Consider the following 22,160-nt stretch of genomic DNA (forward strand, 5'->3'; position numbering starts at 1 on the left):
CTTCTCCTCGTTTTGTTACCGTCAGAGCCTGCAGTCCTCGCTCGCCCGTCTGCTGCATGAATCGACTTTTTTGCCCTGCCTTTTTAAACTCTCGAATATTGCTTATTGTTCCCGACGCGTTGAGGCTCGCGGCCTCAAGCGACGGTGGCTCTACCTGCCGCCAGGGGCTGCGGCGCATCCTCATCGCTCGCTTGTCTCGAACGTATTCCCCAACCGGGAAAAGATGATTGTGGCCGAAGGCGCCCGTCGGGATGGCCTTCGGGCGCTAAAAACGAACTCGCGTGCAAACGGCGAATAGGCCTGCTAGCAGCAAAGCTAGAATGTCAGCAGAGCTCATCAGTTTCCGGCTCTTTTCGGGACGCTGGAGGCTGTCGTCCATGAGAGTCGGATTGATTGGCAAGCGGGAGCTAAACCGACTCAATGTTCTCGCACGGTTGAGCAGTAAGACTGACAGGTGCAGCTGCGGCCGGCGGTCGTCGAACATTCGGTGGTCCGACGACGTCCATGATCAGGCGACCGTCTTGGTCAGGAATGTCCCGAGGCCGTCGATCTTCACCGCCGGACCCAGTTCGGCAGGATGCCGAGCGTCGTCTAGTCCTGAGCCGGCGTATGGACATGGCGACGACGAAAGTTACGATGAGGGGGGTGCGAAGCCAGGACGGAACCCGCATCATCCGTCCATCAGGACCCAGCGGCGTCCGCAGCTTCGCGAGCTTTCTCGCCCATGCGTTGCACAGTCCTTTCACCGACCTTCTCGGCAGCAGCACGTGCCTCGCACTTGGTCCGGATATCCTCTAATTCCTCGTCGGTCAGATGCTCGATGCCGACGAATGAGTTATGAGCGGCACTCGTTCGGATGAGTTCGTCTAGCTTCACCTGAATGGCGGCGCTGTCTCGGTTCTGAGAGTTCTGGATGAGAAAGACCATCAAGAACGTCACAATCGTCGTCCCAGTGTTGATGACAAGCTGCCACGTGTCCGAGTAACCGAACAGAGGACCGGTCACGGCCCAGATGATCACGACGGCGGCTGCGACGATGAACGTCGTGGCTCGACCCGCGAGTTGAGAAGTCTTGTTAGCAAGGTCTCCAAAAAAGCGGGAAAATCCGCTGCGACGTTCGTTGTTTGACACTATTGAATCCATTTGCCGGTGCGACCTTCCACAACATGCCGTGCAAATTCAAGGCGATGGTAATTTATTGGTCGAGCGCTTGGTCACGCCAGGCGCCACATTTCTTGGCACCCATGGATGACGTGACGCTCAATAGCCCAAAAATCATTATGCGCAAACGCTGTAGTAAGCTCACCAGGTCAAGGGTAGTTGCTCGGAATCCTCAGGTTGCATCACTTGTGGCCTTGAAATGCGCCGGCTTGCATAGTGCGGCGTCTGGCGCATCTTACGCCGGCGGGGCGTTTCGGTGACTTGGCGGAACTCAGTTGGCTTGCGCTCGGCGGTGTTTGTAGAGGCGAGGATAGGTGTCGGCTTCGCCGGCTCGACAGCAGCCGGTTGTAGGTGAACTTGACGCGGAGCGGATCCGCCGCCTTCGCCGCGCAGGCATTCTTCGGAGTAGTATGGCCAGTTTTGCTTTTCGCACACGCTATCGGCAGCAGTTAGCGAAACCCGTGCGGCGTCTTGGTCCATAGGCGCTCTGCCTGATGCGATTAGCGCGTCAGAAGCTCCTGCGGGGGCATTAGGCACCGCGGAGCCCTGGGTCGCAAATGCTAACGTGATGAAACCAGCGAAGATGATTAAGCCAGCTGCACGTCGATCGAATGTCTTTAGAAAAGTCATGCGGATAACCTTGTCAGAAAGGGAGGAGGTGGCCCATGCGGGCCACTTCCTAGGATCAATCCCAACGATGACGGCGCTGCTTAATCACTACCACCCGGTCGCGATTGCGCCAGCCGCGGTGCCATCCATGATCGCGGCGATATTCCGCGCGAGGGCCGCGGTAGCCGCGGTCATAGTCGCGGGACATTCCGTGTTCCTCGCCGATGCGAACGCGGACGTCCTGCGCACTTGCAAAGGTCGGGGTAATTATGGTCGCCACGACGGCAGCGGCAAATGCGTAAGTTGATAACTTCATCTTCAAGCTCCCTTGTTCAACCGAGACGCCAACGGGATAAAGTGGCAATCGTTCCGCTGTAGCTGCATTGATCCGCACAAGGCCAAAAAAAACTGCCCGCGGATGTGGACCCGGGGCAGTAGAGTGAACGAGGAACGAGTGTCTAGCGCCACAAGGCGGCGCCGGGCCTAACCTTCGATGATGTAGACGATCTCGTGCGTCTGCGGTCGAAGGATAACGTAACGACCATTGACCAGAATGAAGTCGTATCCGCGCCATTCTGGATAGATTTCGATCACTCGCGTTGGGAGCGGGTGCACGCGCACTGTAGACGGTACCGTCACGCCTACTGAGATGTTGAAGTTCACATTGCGAACTTCCTCGACCTTTTCTTGCCGGATCGCACTAGTGATCTGCGTGCGCTTTTCAGCAGGAAGGGCACCGGTTGCAGACGTCGCGGCATTGCCCGTCGTAGACGCGGAGCCGGCCTTGCCGTCGCCGGTCTTCGCGTCAGTGGCAGCCTTGGTATCGCTTGTCGACTTGGTGTCCGTCGCGGACTTCGCGCCCTTAGTGTCGGTGCGCTCTTGCGCAGAGGTCCCGGCTTTATCCGACGGAGCGACGGCAGGCTTATCCTGGGCGGTCGTTGCTGGTTTGGCAGGCGCGGCCTTCTGGTCGGAGGCGGCCTTGGCATCAGGTGCAGACCTGGAATCGGTCATCGACTTGCCGTCACTTGCCGTCCCCTTTGCAGCGGGCATGTTGGTCGAAGGAGCCTCGCCGGCCCGCGGTGCTGATGCGGCAGGTGCATCGCCGCCCTTTGATCCGCTCGCGCCGCCGCCCTGCGCCAGAGCGAAAGCAGTCGTGGCAATCAAGGCAATGGCCGCAGCCGATCCCATCAATCTCCTATTCATTTTATGACCTCCACTGTCGAGACCGCTCATTCGGTCTTGCGCAACAACAGCGAAAGCAGTTTCCTGGTTCCGTTCTTGGATGACGATTCCGGGTAAAAGAAGCAATACGGGCGGCGCCATATTCCAAAAGACGCGCTGATGCCAGCAGTTGTCTTCGTAACGTCGAGCTCAGGAACCCATCGCAGCCCGGGAATTTATGTCAACGGCCGCATGGTGCGGTCAAAGGAGAGCAATATGAAACGGATGATGATCGCCGGGGTCGCGGCCCTTTTGCTGACGGCGGGAAGTGGAGCGGCCGTGGCCGCTATGCCGCTAGCGCCGATGACAGCTTCGGGCGATGCGATCGAGATAAAGGGCGGCCACGGTCATGGTCATGGCCACATGCATCGTGGTGGACGCGGACATCATTACGGCTGGTCCCGCGGGCGCGGGCATCATTACGGCTGGAGCCGCGGCCGCGGTCATCGTCATCATTGGTGATAAGTCCGGCGGACGCGATTAAGCGTCCGCCACTCGTTCCGCGCTTGGCGCTGTTGTTGCGCTGCGCCCACGCACGCAATGCAGCGTTTCCACAGTGAATTTCGCGCGGCCGGCGACAGGCGTCGCGCCTCCCTAAGACTGTGGCGGCACTTCCCATGTCATAGGAACGCTAGCCACTTGTCGATCCACGTCCTTAGGCTTTAAGCCTGCGGCTGATGGGAGCTGTGCCGAAAAAAGTGGCCAAGACTTGATCGTGAAGAACTCTAATTTAAGCCCATCTCGACGGCTATACGGATAAGATCGGAGTGGTTCCGTGCGCCCAGCTTCTGCTTCAGTAGGGACGTGGTATTTGCTACCGTCTTGTAGGAGATGCCGAGCGCGTCGGCGACCTCAACGATCTTGTCGCCCCGGCCGAGGAGCCGAAGAATTTCCAGTTCCCGGGCCGACATGCTGGTGGCCGGATTTGCCCGGATAGCAGCGCCTGAGAACGTTACTGTCTTTGCGAGATGCGGAGAAATGAAGTTCTCACCCGCAGCCACTTTGCGTACTGCCTTGATGAGCAGACGCGGATCGTCGCCCTTAGAGACATAGCCTTGGGCACCGAGCTCGATGGCTCGGACCACAAAGGCTGGATCGTCATTCATGCTGAACATGATAATCCGCGCGTCGGGATCATCCTTGCGGATACGACGCATCAACTCGAAGCCGGAAAGATCCGGCAGATTGATGTCGATGATCGTCACGTCGGGCCGTTTAGATAGATAGGCGCGGTGCCCCGATTTCTCATCGACCGCCTCATCGATGGATATTGTAGGGTCCGACGCAAACAGCGAACGGCAGCCCGACACCACGACGGGGTGGTCATCGACAATCAGGAGCTTCACAGTCTGTGCCATCGGCGGGACAATCTCGCAATTATGCTATGCATATTGGATTTCAACGCTTTGACCAGAGGAATGGTGCCGGGTTGACCAATTTAATGATTCCAATGTGGACGACTTTGTCGCTGCGTGCACGCATTTGCGTGCTGCTCGGCGGCATGTTTCTGAGCGCCCTGATCGCCGGCCTCGCTTTGCTATGGATTTTCTCCTCGGATCAAATTTTGGAGGAAAACGAGCCATCGGCGCGGTCGGCAATCACCGTCGCGGCGGGTTTGAACGCCGCTCTCGCGGCCTCCACAAGACCCGACGCAATCCTTGCGGCGTTCGTCGATCAGCTCGGTTCGACACCTGCGGACGCGATCCGGTTTCGCCGTGATGGCGAGGTGCATGCACCGGAGCAGGGCAAGACGTCCGGCAGGGTCCCGGAATGGTTCGTGAAAGCGCTGTTCGTGCCTGACCTTGCGCAGCATATTCCCGTCCTGGTCCAAGGTCGCCGGGTCGGCGATCTTATTTTCGAACCAGATCTCTCTGCGCAGATCTACGAGAAATGGATCGGCTTTCTCTCGCTTCTCGGGTCACTCGTCGGCATGGCATTGCTTGCCGGCCTCTTGTCGTTTGTGACGATTGGCGCAGCGCTGCAGCCCTTACGCGATCTCGCTGAGGGGCTGGCACGGCTCCGCACTGGTGACTTCTCGAAGAAAGTCGATTGTTCCGGCCCCCCTGAAGTTCGGGAAAGCTGCTTGTCCGTGAACGAGCTTGCTTTGACTCTCGGTCGCCTCAGTTCAGAGAACCGAAGTCTATTACGAAGGATGATCTCCATCCAAGATGAGGAGCGACGTGACATCTCGCGTGAGTTGCACGATGAACTTGGTCCGCTTCTGTTTGCTATCCGGGCTAACGTTACTGCTATGATCGACGACCGCGGCAGCGGCACCAACCGGTCCATGGGAGAGGAGCGTGTGCTGCAGGCGGTGGAGGCTTTGCAAATCGCCAACCGCCGCATTCTTGAGCGGCTGCGACCAATGCTCATCGAAGAGCTGGGTCTGGATGCTAGCATTCAAAAGCTTTTGCGTGACGTACACACGCAGGTGCCTGAAATGGCCGTGACATTCGAGATCGATCCCCGGATCGTCACGGCGGACAGTGTGGTCGCTCAGACCGTATACCGTTTGCTGCAGGAAGGCATCACCAACGTCCTGAAACATGCCGGTGCGTCTAAGATGAGCGTGAAGACCGAGGTGACGAACGAAGCTATTCTGGTCGAGGTTGCCGATAATGGTGCGAGGGCGCCCCTAGAGCCGAAATTCGGACGGGGCCTGACGGGGATGCAGGAGCGCCTCCGCGCCTTAGAAGGAAAGTTTGACTACATCCGTGCCGACGGATGGACAACAATCCGGTGCAGCCTACCGCTGGCAGCGCCGGATTAGGTTGGACCGGCCGTCTTTGCCATCGGCGTGATCTCAAAACCGGCCAGCGAGAGAGCCGTAATCACCACCTTTGCAACGCAGGTCGCTTGCTCGCTCGTTATCGGCAATTTTTCTCCGTTGCGGTTCTCGATAGAACAAGTGCTAATAGCCTCGGCTATGATCGTCATTAGCTGGAAGTCATCCACCTCTAGCAACTCCTGAACAAAGCAACGACCTGCTTAAGTCTTTAGGAACGGCACGTTGAATAGAGGGCTTGGGGCCTCCGATCTATTATTTGACGATGCGAAACGCCGCGTCCCGGGCACGTGGCGGGTCTTCCGGCTGACGATGATGCGGCATGCTGCGCAGTGAATCGGTGGGCCTCCACCCCTTTGCGGAGGAGCTTCTTGTCGGAGAGCTGTCGCTTTCGCCGATGGCAAATAGAACTCCCAGCAGTACGGCGCCGACCCACACGAAATATTGAAATATGGGCAAGATGATCCTCCCACAAAGACGCATCGAACTGGTCGAGGCGGCCCTTGCGGCCCGCCTCGAAAAGCGCGCTTAGTCGATCACTTCGACGATACGATGGGTGCCCGGGTCGACCAGTACGGTCCGATCGTTGACCACCGTGTAGCGATAGGCAGTGGAACCGTACTCTCGCGGAACTTCATAATAGGTGACGCCGCTGTCGGGCAATACGGCACCGACGCGTAGCTCGCGGTCATACCGGTACGACGGGTGACGGCGCTCGGTAACGTAGCTGTGGAAGCGGGGACGGTTGGCCTCGGAAATGCCGCCTGCCGTGGCGCCGGCGGCAGCGCCAACGGCGGCACCGACAGGGCCGCCGACGGCGCCACCCACGATTGCGCCGCCGACGGCTCCGCCCGCCGCTCCATTCTGAGCGAGGGCTGGCGAGAAGTAGGCCAGCGAAGCGATTGCAATGGCAGCCGTGGAAATGAATTTCATGATCGTCCTCCTGGTGTGTTGGCGGAGTGAAAACTGCCAACACTTAAGGTCGTTCCGTCGAATTGCCGCTTTGTCCCGACATTTTCCATCGACCGTGTGGAAGGCGGGGAAACGGTTTCTAACTGAATGATCGGGGACCGCGCGCCACGTTGGTACTCGTCAATACATTGACTCATATGACCTATCATAACTATTGGATGTGATTCAGAAAACGTGGTGCTGACTATTGTGAGCCCTGGCAGAAATGGACGAGCGGGAAATCCTGGTATCTCGATTGCGGCCGAGAGGAAGACAGCTGCATATAGAGCGCGGGGATTTGGACGCGCATCCGGCGTCGGAGGAATTGTTTGTCGACATCCCGAGGCGGCTGACGCTCCATGCCGGGATTGACCGCTATGAGCTGGTGGAGTTCTGACATTAGAAAATAGTGGGACCGATAGCCGACTAATGCATAACCGAACTATGAACAGAAATCCTAGGCGCGAAATGAACACAGACAATGGTGCGGACGAACACGTCATCTACCAAACGAGATTTCAGGGAAGGGTACTGGATTTCCGCGGGCGTCCCGTTTTCCTGAGATACGACTGCTGTGAGTTCGTCAAATGCCAGATACTGCTCGATGAGGGGACCACCAGCGTCGCTTTCACGTACTGCACGTTCGAAGATTGCAACATCGATGCAATCCAAGCCGACGAGCATCGAGGCGTGGTCGCTCGCGATAATATTTTCAAGCCGCCAATAGAAGATCGCAGGCTTAACTTAGAACGACGCTTAGCGTTGGCGCTCGCTGCGAGGGATGTGTCACGCGGACGGAGGTTCCCTTAATCGATCGATGTGCTCCTGAAATTGCAACAGAGGCGTGATGCCCACTCGATTAGCACTTCGGCAACGGGACCCATTGAGTGATCGAGTCATGCGTGTCCCGCTTTCCGCTACGCGCGAAGGCGGCTGGGCACTGCCATTCGCTAAGGCGAGCCGCGCCGACATCTGCTGCAAGCGCGAGACGTCGTGGAGCGCTGGACACGCGATTGCGCATCCTTGTGATTAGTCGCGTCGACTCTCGCTAATCGGAACCGCGATACCGTGACCGGCCGGCACAAGCACCCGTCACCGATCGAAGTGACGGGTGCTGACGCGCGTCAGTTCTCTGTGCAGACCTTCATGGTCTTCATGCCGGTTTCGGCTTCCGTTCTGGTCTTGAACGTTCCGTTGTCGACAATCGTCGTTGTCGTGGTCGTTGGCTTCTTATCAACGATTGTGCACTTCTTGGTGGTGGCATCGCGCACCACGTAGTAGTCGCTGGAAACCGTCGTCGTTTGAGCGAAGGCCGAGGTACAAGCGAAAGCAGCTAGGGCTCCGGCGAGATAAAGAGTTTTCATGGTGTATCCTCCATTGCAAAATTTGCGAGACGCAAACGCGTCAATCAATCCGCGCAATTGCCGAAAGTTCCCGATCATGTTTTGGCGGTGAGTCAAGCAAAGGCACGCAAGCCGGCCATATGATCCGCCGTTACGGGAAAGAATGGCATAAGCAAGGGATGTCGCGCCGCTATCGTAGGTCCAGGCCTTTTTTCGGCAATCAATGGAACGCGTCAGCTAACAGCTTGTTGGAGGATCCCAAACACCAACCTAAGAGGGACCTATGAAACGCGTTTCGACTATCTGTGTCGCCGCTCTCCTGATCTCGGGAGTAGCCCATGCCCAGAGCCCGGCGGCAAAAGATCGTCCGGGCAACAATGCCGTCAACAGCGAGCAGAAAAACTCCAATGCGCCGGTCGCCGGACGCAACTCCTTCACCGAGGGGCAGGCCAAGAGTGCCATCGAAAAGGCTGGGTACACGAACGTCACCGAACTGAAAAAAGACGACAACGGCGTATGGCGCGGCAAAGCGACCAAGGGTGGCTCGACCAGTGCGATCAGCGTCGATTTCCAGGGCAACGTCAACGCAGCAAAGTAACCGGAAGGTAATCTCATGACCGTGACCATTTCGCGTTTGTACGATTCGTATACGGAAGCGCAGAAAGCTGTCGGAAGCCTTGAGGCCGCTGGCGTTCCTCATGGGGACATCAGTATCGTGGCCAACAACTCCGAGGGCTGGTTCGACGGCAAGAAGGACCGCGACGGTGATGGCGTCGATGATCGCGCCGAAGCAGCCGGCACCGGTGCCGGAATCGGTGCAGGGATCGGCGGCGCTGCGGGCCTTCTAGCCGGACTAGGGCTGCTTGCAATTCCTGGCCTTGGACCAGTTGTCGCGGCAGGATGGCTTGCCGCCACGGCAGTCGGCGCTGCCGCCGGAGCAGCAACCGGCGGCATTGTTGGTGCTCTGACCGAGGCTGGCGTCTCCAAGGAAGATGCACCGCTTTACGCGGAAGGCGTTCGCCGCGGCGGCACGTTGGTCTCGGCAAAGGTCAACGAGGCCGATCGCGCGCGCCTCGAGGCGCTGATGAGCCCATCGTCAGTCAATCTCAATGATCGCCGTGTGGCCTGGGAGAAGTCGGGCTGGAGCGGGTATGACCCGGCAAGCCCGCCCTACGATGCGGGGCAGGTGCGCAAGGAGCGAGAATTGTACGGTCGTTCCCGATAACAACGATGGCCCGCTTCGGCGGGCCATTTTTTTACCGGAGGTCAAGCTCAGCAGTCAGGGCGGAGTGGTGTGGCGTGTCAGGCGGCCGATGCGAGACACCGGGCTACGCGACGGGGAATTATGAACAACCGGCGGGATAAATTGGCAGCACTAATGCGGATCAATGCAGCATCGTCGAAGCGCTGCGTCCGTCGTTGAAAGCTGATCTTGAGGGTTTTTGTGAGTCATCCGGCAGGGGGCATCTTGGCTGCCGCATTGAATGGTGACTTAGCGGCGTCGCACGGCGTGAACCGAGTGATTCAACGTCTATCGGTAACCGGACAGCGCTATTTTTACTCGTTCTATGGTCAGTTCGTGCGCCGTCGACTGGCGTTTGACACCGGCCAACCGCGGGTTGGGAAACGCCAGCGTTTAGTGAGGTAGAGTCGGGAAACACCGGCAATCACGGCAAGCGCAGAGCGCTGAATGTTCCAGCTCGCGGAACTCGATGGTGCAGCGCGTGTTATTGCATATCACTCTGGCGTTTGGAGACACCTTGAACCGCAGACAACTTCTCGGCGCTTCGGCCGCTTTGCCATTGATGACGATTATCCCGCGCAGCGCCCGCGCAGCTCCCGGGCCTGTGCCGTTCGACGCCGCCGTGGTGCGGCAAATGGCGCGGGAAGCCGCCGCCAAGGCGTTCAAGGCGCCAGACAACAAGCTGCCAGACTCCCTCAAGGATCTGGACTACGACCGATACCGCGCGCTGCGCTTTAATCCGGAGAAGGCTTTGTGGCGCGGCGAGAAGCTGCCCTTCGAGGTGCAGTTCTTTCATCGTGGCTCGTTCTACACCAATCGCGTCGATATCTATGAAGTGGCCAATGGCCAGGCGACCCAAGTCCCTTATCAACCTGAGAATTTCTCCTTTGGCGCTACGCCGCCCCCGCCGGCCGGGGCTGACTTAGGCTTCGGCGGCTTCCGACTGCATGCCCCGATCAACAAGCCCGATTACTATGACGAGGTTTGCGTTTTTCTCGGCGCCAGCTATTTCCGCGCGGTGGCCAAAGGCCAAGTATACGGCTTGTCCGCGCGGGGCCTGTCCATCAACACCGGCGAGGCGGCCGGCGAGGAATTCCCACAGTTCAAGTCCTTCTGGATCGAGAAGCCGGCGTCCAACGCCAACTCGATTGTAGTCCATGCGTTACTCGACAGTGAAAGTGCCGCGGCCGCCTATCGGTTCACCATCCGGCCAGGCGATACGACCATTTTCGATGTAGAAATGGTCATTTATCCGCGGGTGGAAATAAAGAACACTGGCCTCGCGGCGATCACGAGCATGTTCTTCTTCGGTCCGAACGACCGCAAGGAAGTGGACGATTTCCGCCCTGCCGTGCACGATTCGGACGGTCTGGCAATTTTCAACGGGCGAGGCGAGCAGCTCTGGCGACCCCTGCATAACCCGCGCGATCTGCAGATCAGCTCTTTCGGAGACCGAAATCCGCGCGGCTTTGGACTGATGCAACGGCAGAAAGACTTCTCCGACTACCAGGATCTCGAATCAAGTTTCGAACGGCGCCCCAGTCTCTGGGTGGAGCCGATTGGCGATTGGGGCGAGGGATCGGTGCAACTGCTGGAAATTCCGACCAAGGAAGAGATTCACGACAATATCGGTACCTTTTGGCGTCCGAAAAACCCGCTTCCAGCAAAGGGCGAACTCGCGTTTACCTACCGCCTGCATTGGGGGCCCGATCAACCGAAGCCGTCGGCGCTGGCGATCTTTTCACGCAGCGGCATCGGTGCGCGCGGGGACGATACTAAGCTATTTGTGCTCGATCTGATTGGCGACAAGCTCAAATCCATCGATCCCACCAAGATCAAAGGTGTTGTCACGGCCGAAAAGGTTGAAATCCGCAATATCGTAACACAGCGGAATCCGCAAAACGGCGGCTGGCGCCTGAGTTTCGAGATGCCGGTCAAGAGTAAGGCGCCGGTCGAATTGCGCGCTTCTTTGATGCAGGACGATCAGGCGATCTCCGAAGTTTGGGTCTATCGATGGACACCGTGAATGTGAAGAACCCAATGCCGTTGGTTACCGTGCCTGCGGCTGCGTTGCCGGCCGGCGCGGGCGAGGGGTTTCTACCGCCAGAGATGCCGCTGACGATGATATCGGATGGGCTCGCAGGGCCAGCTTCCTCCCAACGACGCGCGCAGTTCAGGCCCAAGCCGACTGTTCTGCGGCGCGCTTACATCCTCCTCGGCACCGTGGCCCTGACCGCGGCCGGCGGCTACGAGATGTTCGAGGTGCTGAAGGTCGGCGGCGTGACCATCCTCGAAGGCATGGTCCTGGCGCTCTTCGTGCTGCTGTTCGCCTGGGTCGCGTTCTCGTTCATGTCGGCGCTGGCCGGCTTCGTCCTACTGTTGATGCGCGCACGGGATCCGCTCGCCATAGAACCGCTTACGCCACTTGCGATGATCTCAAGCCGCAACGCGATGCTGTTACCGACCTATAACGAAGATCCCCATCAGATCACGGCGCGGTTGCGGGCGATGTGGGAATCTATATCGGAGACCGGTTACGCCGCGCAGTTCGACTGGTACGTGCTGAGTGACAGCACTGACCCCGCAATCTGGGTGGCCGAGGAAAAAGCCATTTTGAAACTGCGCCGCGAGACTGCCAGCGATCGCATCTTTTATCGCCATAGGATGCGCAACACCGCGCGCAAATCGGGAAATATTGAGGATTGGGTCAAGCGGTTCGGCGCTGGGTATGATCACATGATCATCCTGGACGCCGACAGCCTCATGACTGGTGACACGATCGTGCGCCTGGTCGCCGGTATGGAGCAGCATCCCGGCGTCGGTCTGATCCAAACGCTGCCTATCGTTGTCAATGCGCGGTCGCTGTTCGCACGGATGCAGCAATTCGCTGGCAGGCTTTACGGTCCGGTAATCGCCTCCGGAATCGCTTGGTGGCACGGCTCGGAAGGCAATTACTGGGGACACAACGCTATCATCCGCGTGCGCGCCTTTGCAGAACATGCCAGCCTGCCCGAACTTCCCGGGCGCAAGCCGTTCGGCGGCCATATTCTCAGCCATGACTTCATTGAAGCAGCTTTCATGCGGCGCGCCGGATGGGCGATCCACATGGCACCGAAACTGGGCGGCAGTTTCGAGGAATGCCCGCCGTCGCTCCTCGATTTTGCAGCGCGCGACCGCCGATGGTGTCAGGGCAATCTGCAGCACCTGGCTGTGCTGGGAGCGCCACGGCTTCATTGGGTCTCGCGGTTGCATCTCCTGACCGGCATCGGTTCTTATTTAACTGCGCCGCTGTGGCTTATGTTTCTGGTGCTCGGGATTCTCATCTCGCTGCAGGCCCAGTTTGTGCGTCCGGAATATTTCGCAAAGGGGTTTTCGCTGTTTCCGCAGTGGCCAGCCCAAGATCCGGTTCGCGCGGCCTGGGTCTTCGCCGGCACGATGGGTCTTCTGATCGTACCAAAACTGCTTGCCTACGTTTTGCTGCTCACCCAGGCCGAAAATCGAGCGCGGTTCGGCGGCGGCTTTCTTGCTTTGTCCGGCATCATCGTCGAGACTTTGCTGTCCGGCCTGATCGCGCCAGTGATGATGATCTTCCAATCGTCGGCGGTCGGCGAGATTCTGCTTGGTCGGGATGCCGGCTGGCAGGTTCAGCGCCGCGACGACGGCGTTGTCCCGATCCGCGAAGTGGTCAGAAAGTACGCGGTACCGACCGTGTTCGGTGTACTGATGGCGATTAGCGCTTATGCGGTGTCGCTACCGCTATTCCTGTGGATGACGCCGGTAATCGTAGGTCTGTGGCTGTCGATGCCGCTGGCCATCGTGTCGTCGCGCGCGCTGCAGCCAGGCCAGCACGCCCGCTTATTTGCAACTCCCGAACAGAATCTACCGCCGAAAGTACTGATTCGCGCGAAAGAGTTGGCCTTGGCGGCACCGATCTACGGCGCAAGCTCGCTGCACGAATTGCGTAAGGACATGGATCTGTGCGCGGCCCATTTGAGATCGCTGGTTGATGAGCCACGCAGCCGTGGCCAGATCGATTCCGACCTCGCCATCGCGCGAGCAAAAATTGTGGAAGCTGAGGATTTTGACGAAGCCGTCAGTTTTTTCAGTACGCGCGAGACTTTTGCGGCGCTGAACAGTCGGGTTGCGCTTCAGCAATTGGCTGCACTGCCCGATAAGGCACACGCCACGAAGTCTGAGTAGGACCTGCCAAAATATAATACGGAAAAGTGCGCGAGCCCCCATATGACAGCCATCGCACCCGAGGTTTCGGCCCTTGTAATGACATTGCGAAAAAGAGGCGGCCCATTGGCCGCCTCGATTCACTTTGTGAAGTCGTGTCAGTCAATTTCGTCGATCACCACGCGCTCTCCGGGGTCGACCAGATAGGTGCGATTTTCGCGGTGGATGTAGCGGTAGTCGCGCAGTGAAGGAGCTTCTCGGTAAACGACGTCGGGAAATTCTTCAATCTCGACCGTTTCCGGTAGACGCTCGCCGCGGCGGATAACCGTCTTGGCCGTACTGCCGGTCGTTTGGCGCTCGGTTGTCCTCGTCTTGACGTGCTTGCGCACAACGTCCCGGTCCGTGTCGGTAAACGAGACCTTGGAGCGGGCCGGTGCAGGCGCGGCGGCCGTTGATCCACCGGAGCGCGGCAGCACAGTTACGATTTGCAAGGTCGAAGGTTCGACGATGACGATTTCGTCGCGCACCACAAAGAAGCTGTAGCCTCGATATTGCGGTACGACTTCGACGACCTCAGAGGGGAGCGTCTGCAGACGGGTGTCGCGGGGAACAGAGGTGCCCACGGTCAGGGAAAAATTAACGTTGTTAAGAGGCTGCACGTTGAGCCGAGAAATCGACTGGGTAACACGCGTGCGCTGCTGGTCGTTAATATTGACGGAAGCATTGACGCTGGTCGATTGCGACTGCGCATTGTTGTTCGTCGAGGGAGCTTGCGCCGCGTTGTTAGAAGGAGACTGCGCCGTATTATTCGTTGTCGTTGGCTGCGCTGCAGCGTTAGCACCGCCGCTGGTCGGAGCCTGCATCTGGCCGCCGGCCGTTGCGGGCGCCGTGTTGGTCTGCGCCTGCGGGGGCTGCGATGTCGAAGACCCGGCCGCCGACGACGGAGCAGTCGTCTGCGCCTGCGAAGAGCTGGTCGATGTGCTTGGTGAGGTGGACGTGGACCGATCGTTGGTCGTATCGGGTGCCTTCTGAGTCGTAGGCGAAGAGGTGCTCGGGGACTGCGTTTGTTGTGTGCTAGGGGAGGTTGCTGTCGCGCTTGGCGACTGAGCAATTGCTGCGGTGGCGAACACCAAGCCGACCGCAGTGCTAAATAAGAAACGCGCCTTCATGATCAATTCCTCCATTTTTTTGTAGTCATCGTGAACGAGGAAGATACACGTAGTTCCGATGGAAATCGGGAATAAGTGGCAAATTCTAATGACAAGGGTCTCTTCTCGGTCGCGTATGCATTGATGGCCGCGTGGCAGAGCCGGAGAGCGAGAGCCTGCCGCAATTGCACGGCGCCTGCTGATCATCACCGTCCCTGCGAGTTCAAGCCTGCTAACCGGCTCACTCCTTGTATTCTCGCAAAATCCGCCGGACTGCTCCGGCAATCAAGCAACCATTGTAATTGGGGAGTACGTCAAGGCAGACACACGCTCGTGGTGCACCGGCGACGCGCAAAGGGCTCAATCGCCCGACAATGACGTGACGGGAACCGTATTATGGTGTTTTAGCGGGACCAAAATTATTTGTAGGCGGGACGCATTGCGGGCCTACTGGGAACGGCGTCTCAACGACTGCCCGGCCTCGGAATTAGACGACCTTCAGCCGGTCCGCAGCGGGGTCGCAATTGCATACCTTTCCCGCGACGTACTCGTACTGGCCCGCTGGAGTTCACCGTAGAAGGTCAAATAAGCGTTTTCAAATGTGGGCCATCGAAACGTGAGTCGCTGGGAACAACGCTCAATTAGAGCTCTTGATCCCACGTCCTTGCATGCACGCAAACTCTTGCATAGACGAACTCGCCGCGCGGACCTTTGGGTTGGCGCGGCTCCTTTATGTGATCGTAAGGCTTTTACAGAGCGCTAACCTGCGCGACTGGCGGCAGCAATTCGCTGACCGTGCCAGATGGCTTTGAAGCGGTCTTGGCGGGAACTTGATGCCGCTGTCCGCTGTTCTAACAGGCGAATCGAGGCTGCTATGGACGATCTTAAAAAGAAAACTCGGCAAGATCGCAGCAAGATCAACATGCACGAAGAGCATGAAGTTCGATACTGGACCAAGCACCTCAAGGTTACGAAGGAGGAGTTGCAAAGCGTTGTCGAAAAAGTTGGCAACTCTGCCGCGACCGTGCGTAAAGAGCTCGCAATTTCATAATGGGAGGCGACCCTGACTACTGTCTCGCTCGCTGCGCTTCTTGATGAGTCCGTCGATATCGCTTTCGATTTTCTGCGGCGCTCTGGAGACCTGGACGATGCTCGTGAGGCTAACCAATTCCTCACATTTTACGTAGCCAGACTGATGCGAGAGGGCATCACGAGCCGCCTTCTGTTATCCAATCGGGCCATCGCAGCATATCGATCTCGAGCGGCCAATGGCCCGCCGAGGGATGTCAAGCGCTCAGCAGGCTAGCGTGGAGTCTTACCGGTCCAACCTTCGCGCGTCGCCGAAGGTTGGAGGTCTGACGCCGACTTGGCCTTCGCCAACTGGGAGATCCCCGGCTAAGTCCTCAGGTCTAAGTCTGCGCTCGTTCTGGCCGCAATGCTCGTTGGATGGGCCCTCATTCAACGTCGAGGCCAAGCTCACGCAACGCTCGGGCTGGCTCAACCGAACCGAATGCGTCGCGGCGCTCCTCGGGATCATAGCGTCCTAACCGAAATGGGGAGCCGCCGAGCCCGGCGACAGCTTAAGGGATCATCTGCTAGCCGCCGGAAAGAACAGAATTCTTAGAATCCTTCCTGCGCCGACGGAAACCGGATTGTATGACCTTGGAAGAACGACCATCGGCTCCTCAAATAATCAGATCTGATCGACAACGTTCCGGTCAACATCCGCCTAGCTTAGTGGGGCCGCTCATATTGCAATTGAGCGACCCCGTGCCACGCAATTGAAATGTTGCCGGTACGAACGACAAGTCCGGCAACGTCACGCGACACTTTTGACGCTAAGCCCTTCGTTCATGTGCACAACACAAGACCCTCCTTAACCTAACTACTCAACCTTACCGCGAAATTCGTTAGCTGCTTCTCGCGGCTTGCGGAGCGGATTTCGCCATCGCCTATCACCGGCGGCGCAGGGCACATCAGCTGAGTACAATCATAGGAGGCTCGGCGGCGTTGGGTTTTGGGGGTGGGGAAGCCGCCGAGCCCGGCCGACAGCACCACACAACTGCCGACCTCAGGAAAAAGCGGCAATAATAGATTTCGTTCCATCAAATAGCAGCCAATGAAATGGCCCGACGCTCAGCCGAATCCTTGAGCGGCGGGCCGACCGTCGCGTGTGCTTCCTGCGATCGCTCCGGCCGGGAAAATCTAGCATCAACACAAATGGAAACTCAATGACCCACCTTTTAGCGGCAGCCTGGCTGTGCGTGCTCTCCGTCAGGCCTGCTGCTGCTCAGAACTTCCTCGAAGGCGTCGTATCCCTCAACCTCACCATGACCAAGGAGGAAACCTGCATCGCTAGCCATACGGCGTAGGAGATGGCTATCACGGCCGCAGGACGGCCTCGGGCGAACGGTTCAACTTACGCCCTGGCGGCCGCACACCGCACCACGCGCTTCGGCAGCCACGTCACGATGCTAAAGCCAATGATCGGTCGGTAAAAGTTCGGATCACGGATCGCGGCCCGTTTATCAAGGGGCGTTGCATCGATCTGTCTCGAGCAGCAGCCAATGCAATCGGCGTGGGTGGTATCGCGCGCGTCACCGTCCGGTAGCCCCACGAGCGGGTGACCCGGTCGTGTTTGCCTCCGGAACTTGTCCGGCTGTCGAACGGAGGCCGGGCTTTTTGTAATCCGTTGCGATGGAGTGTCTAATAGCCGGACAGGCACGGTGCCGACAGGGAGGTTGCAATGCGCGAGCAAAATCCATCCCGGACGATTAACTTTGGTCAGGCCATCGTTTTAATCGTTCTGTTCGCCATGCTGCTCTTCGCAATTGTCTGGTCGATGATGGCATGGACGTCAGCTGAGGACGCTGAGATGTCGATCCATGGTTGGATCGCCTTGGCGCTCGGGACGGTTTTCTCACTCGTTATTGGATGCGGCCTGATGGCCTTGATGTTCTACAGTAATAGAAGCGGCTACGACGACACGGCAAACACCGATTGGCGCAGCGAAAAAAAACCGCCAGATGATGAAGTCGGGTAGGTACCCGCGATTAGCCTGCGGCCGCTCTTGCTCGGCGCCGGCGATGGTGACGGGCTTTTTATTCGACCAGCCTGATGACCCTTAGCCGGTTTGCGCGGTCAAGTGGCCCTAATTTGGCGGGCCGCATTTTTGGAAGGTGATCTGGCCAGCAGCATCAAATTCAAAGCCAGCCCGGATATTTGAGCCGTGGCAAACGTAAGTAATGGCAACGCCATCACGGGCCGGTTCGAGATTATCCAAGTCCGCGGCCGGAGAATCTCTTAGGCGCTGCTCCCAATATGCACGTAAAGCCTCGCGACCATTTATCGTCGTCGCGCCGCCGCAACCACATTCGATCGTAGCGGCGTCGGCATAAAGGCCGAGAATACTTTCAAGGTCGCCTGAGCGATAAGCATCTAGCCAATCAACTACCGCGGCCATCGGGTCAAAGGACATTTTCTCACCTACTTGCCAAACGTATGCGTCTAACAAGCGATTTAGAAGTAGTCTAATGAATGCGTCATGAATGGTTTATTCAGGGAAGTGGCCTGAAACCCACCGTGGACGGTATACAGTATGTTAGTGGTGTTTGGTGGTCGCCGTCCTCTTAGCACTTTGAAATCTTGGGATTGCTCCGATGGTCGGACCGACAGCACGAGCGAGCGCATAACGATGCGCTAACCAAGCTCGATCAGCCTATCCAAGAATGCTGCGGCACCGGACGGGGAGCCGGCAGCCGCATCAGGATGCCGTCCGTTGTCATGCCGGGCGGCTTTTTCGTCATTCGATCAATCGGATCACTTTGCGCCGATAGAGCCGATCCAGCGTGGCAACGAAGTCCCAATCGTCGAGCACGTCGATCAGCCGATCGACTGGATCAACGGCACTCGCGAGCCCGGCCCGATGTAGTCTCTCAAAAGATTTCTCGCCGCGGTCACAGAACGTATCAGATGATCGATCTCATCTCGCTCACTCATTGGTCCCTCGCCAGCTTGGTCGCGCCACGCCGGCTCCTTCTTGCCCTAGTGATAGACGGGTTCATCCATCGGAAAAGGTTTGCATCGAGCCAAGCCGAGCGAACATTTGCGGTCTAGAAACTGGCCCCCGACACCAACAGAACCGCGCCGATTACCATTAGGAGAATGCCCGGCCAGTTGGTTCCGAGCCCCAAGAATCTCATGCCCCGCCGCGGTGGCTCCAGAGTGTCGCGAACTGGCCGGGAGGAATCTGGGCCGCTAAGCGATCCCCGCCAAATAGCGGCGCGTGCCATGTACAAGACGCCGCCTAGGACTAGCAGCGCGCCAAGGCCCATCAGGAACATTCTCGCCTCCGCATTCATCGCTGACACACGCACGGACCGGGATTTTAAGAGCCGGCCGAATAATTCGTTCCGGGCTGGCCGATCGACAGGCGAGGCAGATTGCTGACGAAGTATACGCTAACAAAAAAAGCCCGCCGAAGCGGGCCTTTTCTCAATCAGAGAGAACCATACAGCTGGCGCTCTCTGCGCAACTCGTCCGCATCGAGGTTTGCTCGCCGGATCGTAGCCAGTCCAGCCACTTTTCTGCCAGGCGGGCTCCTTAGAAAGTAGAGAGCGAAGACGCTCATCGATGCAATACGTTTCATGTTCTTCACGAGCAGGGGGCCCGTCCAACTCGCCCGTGCGAATGGTGTTCGAATCCCATCGCGCTCGATGGTGCGGTGCGATCCGACCAAGTGGCCAGCCAGATGATGTTTCCAATTGGTGAGCCGTGGAGGAACAGAGCAAGGCGAAGAGCTGTTATCAAGGGCAGATAGGAGTTACTGATGACACGTTCGAGCCTTTTAATAGCGGCGGCAATCGTGTTCTCCGGCACAGCCCTCGCGCAAAGCAGCGGAACGCTGGAGGAGCAGGCTGCGTGCCGTGCCAGCGTGAAGCGCTATTGCGCACAAGCGATTCAGGGCGGGGATATGATGGTGCTTTCCTGCCTTCAGCAGAATAGGCCGCGCATTTCGAAAGCATGTCGGCAAGTGTTATTGAAGCATGGCCAATAGGCGTGCTCAAGCGAAGGGCCCCGGCACTTGCTCCGGGGCCCCAGCTGTCCAGTAGAGTACATCCGTCCAACTGGACAGTTAGTTCCCGCCGCCCGCGCCACCCCCGGCACCGCCGCCTGCGCCGCCTGCACCACCGCCGCTTGTGCGGCCTTGGTCAACGTTGTTCATTGAGTTGGCGCCACCGGCTTTTCCTGCAGCTGCGTTTGAACCGCTGAGAGAGCTGGCGTTGTTGCCGCGTTCCGAGCCAACTGCGCCGGTCGTCCGGTCCGACGTTGTTGGTGCAGTGGGCGAGCTCGGCGTCGTCTGGGCGAGCGCCGGCGCTGCAATAAGTGTCAGTGCTGCACTTGCAATAAGAAGTTTTCGCATGTCGTTTCCTCTCGTGACGCCCCAACCGAGAAATGCAAACTAACAAAACCTGTTCCCGAACGACTTCACTTTTAGATGGGAACAATTTCTGGTTCTCGCATTTCTCAGAATGCCCCGCATTAGTGTGTCTTCGTAAGGCGTTCAATTTTCTGGTTGCCTCGCCGCGGCGCCCCGAGCGCCGGGGGACCTTGAAAGTAGCCTCTATGTTGAAGAGTCCGCGACGATCCATCCGACCGATTTACGGCTACGCGCTCGGCTTCATCTTGTTGCTGGGTCTCATTGGAGCTGCGGTCTCGGTCATCAGAAACGAAGGTAAGGCACCTGTCGATCAGCAAACCAAAACGGTGAAATAGCGTGCCTCAGCCGAAAAGGAGAAAGCAGGGACTCGTTAAAGCCGACGGATCGAAGTCGAGCGTCAGCCTTGAGCCTGAGTTTTGGAGCGCTTTAAAGGAAATTGCCATTGAACGAGGGACGAGCCCAGCAGCCCTTGTCAGACTGCTTGACCGCAATGGGCCTCAGGTGAACTTAACCTCGGCCGTCCGTCTCTTCGTCTTGCAGCATTTCAAAGCCAAAATAAAGGACGGGTCTCCCGCCCAACTTAGTCGGCAATTGGCAACGTTCGCATTGCGAATTCAATGCGGTCATCAGCAACGGCCGGCAATGCTCAATCATCGTCATGTATGCCTCCGCTGGAAAATCCGCGAAATAAGCGCGCGCTCGTTGTCTGGCGGCATGACGGGCCGGGTGAATGTCTCGCGGACGGACCCACTGTTAAGTCGAAGCTTTTCACGTCGTGATCGAAGCCGTTCGCTCAACGACCGGGGCTTCGTTTACGATCCTCAACTGGCCATAGCCCCTCTGCAAACTCTCAGAGCGGCGATTTACATCGTCACGGTCAGGTATTTCAGGCATGCGGGTCGCGAGGCCCAGGGTGTAGTCCCATAGAAGCCGCAGGTCCATTTCCAGATGCCAGACCTTTCCGGGTTCGCATTCCAGTCTTGCTGAGCGATGGTGCCCACGTCTACGTCGCCGGACCGGATGTCCATGTCTCGAGCAGGGCGGGAGGGCGATGGCGGGAGAGTTCGGGCGGGCATCACAGCGCCTTCGTGGCGTGCCGCTGTCCGGGCGGCGCTATAGAATGGGACGCCCAAAGCAAAAGTCAAACTGGACGACGCTGAGGGATCTGCGGGGAAGCTGCGCTGGCGCGAATGGATGGGCCGCGTCGAAGCGGTGGTCTCTGCCTAGCGCGAGTCGGTCACCCGCGCCATGCTGGCGCGGGTCGTCGGCCGCGGCTGCACTCTCGATCTGATCATCGACGACATCCAGGCCGAGCTGCGCGGCCGCCCCTATGAGCTCGTGCCGGTCGCCGGCGGCTGGCAGCACCGCACTCGCAAACAGTTTGCCGATGCGATCCGCACAGCGACCGGTGCGAGCGAGCAGGGTAGCGCGTTGTCGGCGAGCGAGATGCAGGTGCTGCTGTGCATTGCCTATTACCAGCCGATCACCCGCGGCGAGCTTGGGCGGTTCTTTGGCAAGGAGATCAGCCGCGACGTGACCGGACAACTGCGCAGGCTCGGCCTGATCGGCTCCGGACCGCGGGCCGCGGCCCGGCGCGCTGCACACCTATGTGATGACGAAGACGTTCCTGGCGCAGTTCGGATTCGATACGCTGCGCGACCAATCGGACATGCAAGCGCTCAAGGACGCCAGGCTGCTCAGCAAGGATGAGCTGTTCGCAGGGGACATCCTGCCGGGTGAAGGGAGCGATGATGAGTAGCCTGATGAACTTCTCAAAAAGGTCGAGGGCACGGCGTGCATCCCAGGTTTTTTTGCCCGGTCGGCAATTTTTGCCGGCGCGCCGCGACGTCCCGGATCCCCGCTGGGCTGACAATGGGCCGATTATGCCGACCGTCGGAAACTCGTCGACTTCCGCGCCGTCCAGTCGCTAGCATTCTGTCATAGTCGACACTGACACCAAACGAAAACTCCGCTTTATTCGCACAGCTCTTTATAAGGATCGCTGTGTTGACGGGAACCATTGATAGCACCAGTTGTTTAATCGACTTCATCCGCACGGCGAAACGTAATTGCGGCTCAT

General features: G+C 58.4%; 20 protein-coding genes and 2 pseudogenes. 13 read left to right on the plus strand and 9 right to left on the minus strand.

What is annotated here, in order from left to right:
* Positions 1-681: 681 nt before the first annotated feature.
* The 3 genes from AB8A38_RS25350 to AB8A38_RS25360 form a co-directional block, all read right to left on the minus strand.
* Complete coding sequence (locus tag AB8A38_RS25350) at positions 682-1,143, minus strand: low affinity iron permease family protein (RefSeq protein ID WP_068738758.1); 462 nt, start codon at positions 1,141-1,143, stop codon at positions 682-684.
* 703 nt (positions 1,144-1,846) lie between these two features.
* Positions 1,847-2,086, minus strand: a complete 240-nt coding sequence (locus tag AB8A38_RS25355; RefSeq protein ID WP_439087845.1) for a hypothetical protein — start codon at positions 2,084-2,086, stop codon at positions 1,847-1,849.
* Positions 2,087-2,253: 167 nt separating this feature from the next.
* Positions 2,254-3,093, minus strand: a complete 840-nt coding sequence (locus AB8A38_RS25360; protein WP_439087846.1) for a DUF1236 domain-containing protein — start codon at positions 3,091-3,093, stop codon at positions 2,254-2,256.
* A gap of 253 nt (positions 3,094-3,346) precedes the next feature.
* On the opposite strand from AB8A38_RS25360, the gene AB8A38_RS25365 reads away from it, so the two are divergent.
* A complete protein-coding gene (locus tag AB8A38_RS25365) occupies positions 3,347-3,475 on the plus strand; it encodes a hypothetical protein (protein WP_286144418.1) in 129 nt (42 codons plus the stop codon).
* A 241-nt stretch (positions 3,476-3,716) separates the two neighbouring features.
* Here AB8A38_RS25365 and AB8A38_RS25370 read toward each other — a convergent pair whose 3' ends face one another.
* A complete protein-coding gene (locus tag AB8A38_RS25370) occupies positions 3,717-4,349 on the minus strand; it encodes a response regulator transcription factor (RefSeq protein WP_092148399.1) in 633 nt (210 codons plus the stop codon).
* A 71-nt stretch (positions 4,350-4,420) separates the two neighbouring features.
* Between AB8A38_RS25370 and AB8A38_RS25375 the strand changes: the two genes are divergently transcribed.
* Positions 4,421-5,761 (plus strand): ATP-binding protein, encoded by a 1,341-nt coding sequence (locus AB8A38_RS25375; protein ID WP_309943785.1) that lies wholly within the window; start codon positions 4,421-4,423, stop codon positions 5,759-5,761.
* On the opposite strand, the gene AB8A38_RS25380 is transcribed toward AB8A38_RS25375, so the two are convergent.
* The 3 genes from AB8A38_RS25380 to AB8A38_RS25390 form a co-directional block, all read right to left on the minus strand.
* Positions 5,758-5,946, minus strand: a complete 189-nt coding sequence (locus tag AB8A38_RS25380; protein ID WP_231079554.1) for a hypothetical protein — start codon at positions 5,944-5,946, stop codon at positions 5,758-5,760. The two genes, AB8A38_RS25375 and AB8A38_RS25380, sit on opposite strands and share 4 nt — an antisense overlap.
* Before the next feature lie 358 nt (positions 5,947-6,304).
* On the minus strand, positions 6,305-6,709 hold the full coding sequence (locus tag AB8A38_RS25385) for a DUF1236 domain-containing protein (protein ID WP_068738747.1): 405 nt from the start codon (positions 6,707-6,709) through the stop codon (positions 6,305-6,307).
* A gap of 1,142 nt (positions 6,710-7,851) precedes the next feature.
* The gene (locus AB8A38_RS25390) at positions 7,852-8,091 is read right to left on the minus strand and encodes a hypothetical protein (protein ID WP_184511638.1); all 240 of its coding nucleotides are present in this window, start codon (positions 8,089-8,091) and stop codon (positions 7,852-7,854) included.
* Positions 8,092-8,353: 262 nt separating this feature from the next.
* On the opposite strand from AB8A38_RS25390, the gene AB8A38_RS25395 reads away from it, so the two are divergent.
* The 4 genes from AB8A38_RS25395 to mdoH all read left to right on the plus strand — a co-directional run bounded on the left by AB8A38_RS25395 (position 8,354) and on the right by mdoH (position 13,513).
* Positions 8,354-8,668 (plus strand): hypothetical protein, encoded by a 315-nt coding sequence (locus AB8A38_RS25395; protein WP_068738741.1) that lies wholly within the window; start codon positions 8,354-8,356, stop codon positions 8,666-8,668.
* 15 nt (positions 8,669-8,683) lie between these two features.
* Complete coding sequence (locus AB8A38_RS25400; RefSeq protein ID WP_068738739.1) at positions 8,684-9,295, plus strand: hypothetical protein; 612 nt, start codon at positions 8,684-8,686, stop codon at positions 9,293-9,295.
* Between the two features lie 580 nt (positions 9,296-9,875).
* Positions 9,876-11,339, plus strand: a complete 1,464-nt coding sequence (locus AB8A38_RS25405) for a glucan biosynthesis protein G (RefSeq protein WP_231081050.1) — start codon at positions 9,876-9,878, stop codon at positions 11,337-11,339.
* Positions 11,327-13,513 carry a glucans biosynthesis glucosyltransferase MdoH gene (gene mdoH, locus AB8A38_RS25410; RefSeq protein WP_439087847.1) on the plus strand — a complete coding sequence of 729 codons (2,187 nt, stop codon included), beginning with the start codon at positions 11,327-11,329 and terminating at the stop codon, positions 13,511-13,513. The genes AB8A38_RS25405 and mdoH overlap by 13 nt, the downstream gene beginning before the upstream one ends.
* A 137-nt stretch (positions 13,514-13,650) precedes the next feature.
* Here the strand turns inward: mdoH and AB8A38_RS25415 are convergent, their stop codons facing one another.
* On the minus strand, positions 13,651-14,661 hold the full coding sequence (locus AB8A38_RS25415; RefSeq protein WP_439087848.1) for a DUF1236 domain-containing protein: 1,011 nt from the start codon (positions 14,659-14,661) through the stop codon (positions 13,651-13,653).
* Between the two features lie 853 nt (positions 14,662-15,514).
* Here AB8A38_RS25415 and AB8A38_RS25420 point away from each other — a divergent pair.
* The 4 genes and pseudogenes from AB8A38_RS25420 to AB8A38_RS25435 all read left to right on the plus strand — a co-directional run bounded on the left by AB8A38_RS25420 (position 15,515) and on the right by AB8A38_RS25435 (position 17,683).
* Positions 15,515-15,691, plus strand: a complete 177-nt coding sequence (locus tag AB8A38_RS25420) for a DUF3606 domain-containing protein (protein ID WP_081422158.1) — start codon at positions 15,515-15,517, stop codon at positions 15,689-15,691.
* 1,180 nt (positions 15,692-16,871) lie between these two features.
* Positions 16,872-17,012, plus strand: coding sequence for a hypothetical protein (locus AB8A38_RS25425; protein WP_175500496.1), 141 nt, complete (start codon positions 16,872-16,874; stop codon positions 17,010-17,012).
* A gap of 20 nt (positions 17,013-17,032) precedes the next feature.
* Positions 17,033-17,251 (plus strand): annotated as a pseudogene (locus AB8A38_RS25430) (RlpA-like double-psi beta-barrel domain-containing protein); the annotation flags it as partial.
* Between the two features lie 135 nt (positions 17,252-17,386).
* Entirely contained in the window at positions 17,387-17,683 is a 297-nt protein-coding gene (locus AB8A38_RS25435) for a hypothetical protein (protein ID WP_120286796.1), read from the plus strand.
* A 108-nt stretch (positions 17,684-17,791) separates the two neighbouring features.
* Here the strand turns inward: AB8A38_RS25435 and AB8A38_RS25440 are convergent, their stop codons facing one another.
* On the minus strand, positions 17,792-18,118 hold the full coding sequence (locus tag AB8A38_RS25440) for a nuclear transport factor 2 family protein (protein ID WP_309943793.1): 327 nt from the start codon (positions 18,116-18,118) through the stop codon (positions 17,792-17,794).
* A 1,350-nt stretch (positions 18,119-19,468) separates the two neighbouring features.
* On the opposite strand from AB8A38_RS25440, the gene AB8A38_RS25445 reads away from it, so the two are divergent.
* From AB8A38_RS25445 to scpB, 3 genes and pseudogenes are all read left to right on the plus strand, one after another.
* Positions 19,469-19,696: a hypothetical protein gene (locus tag AB8A38_RS25445; protein WP_439087849.1), complete on the plus strand. Its 228-nt coding sequence runs from the start codon at positions 19,469-19,471 to the stop codon at positions 19,694-19,696.
* 720 nt (positions 19,697-20,416) lie between these two features.
* Complete coding sequence (locus AB8A38_RS25450) at positions 20,417-21,007, plus strand: ribbon-helix-helix domain-containing protein (protein ID WP_439087850.1); 591 nt, start codon at positions 20,417-20,419, stop codon at positions 21,005-21,007.
* A 267-nt stretch (positions 21,008-21,274) separates the two neighbouring features.
* Positions 21,275-21,839: pseudogene (scpB, locus tag AB8A38_RS25455) on the plus strand (SMC-Scp complex subunit ScpB).
* The last annotated feature ends 321 nt before the right edge of the window (positions 21,840-22,160 follow it).

It is taken from the genome of Tardiphaga sp. 839_C3_N1_4, assembly GCF_051811045.1.
Classification (GTDB): domain Bacteria; phylum Pseudomonadota; class Alphaproteobacteria; order Rhizobiales; family Xanthobacteraceae; genus Tardiphaga.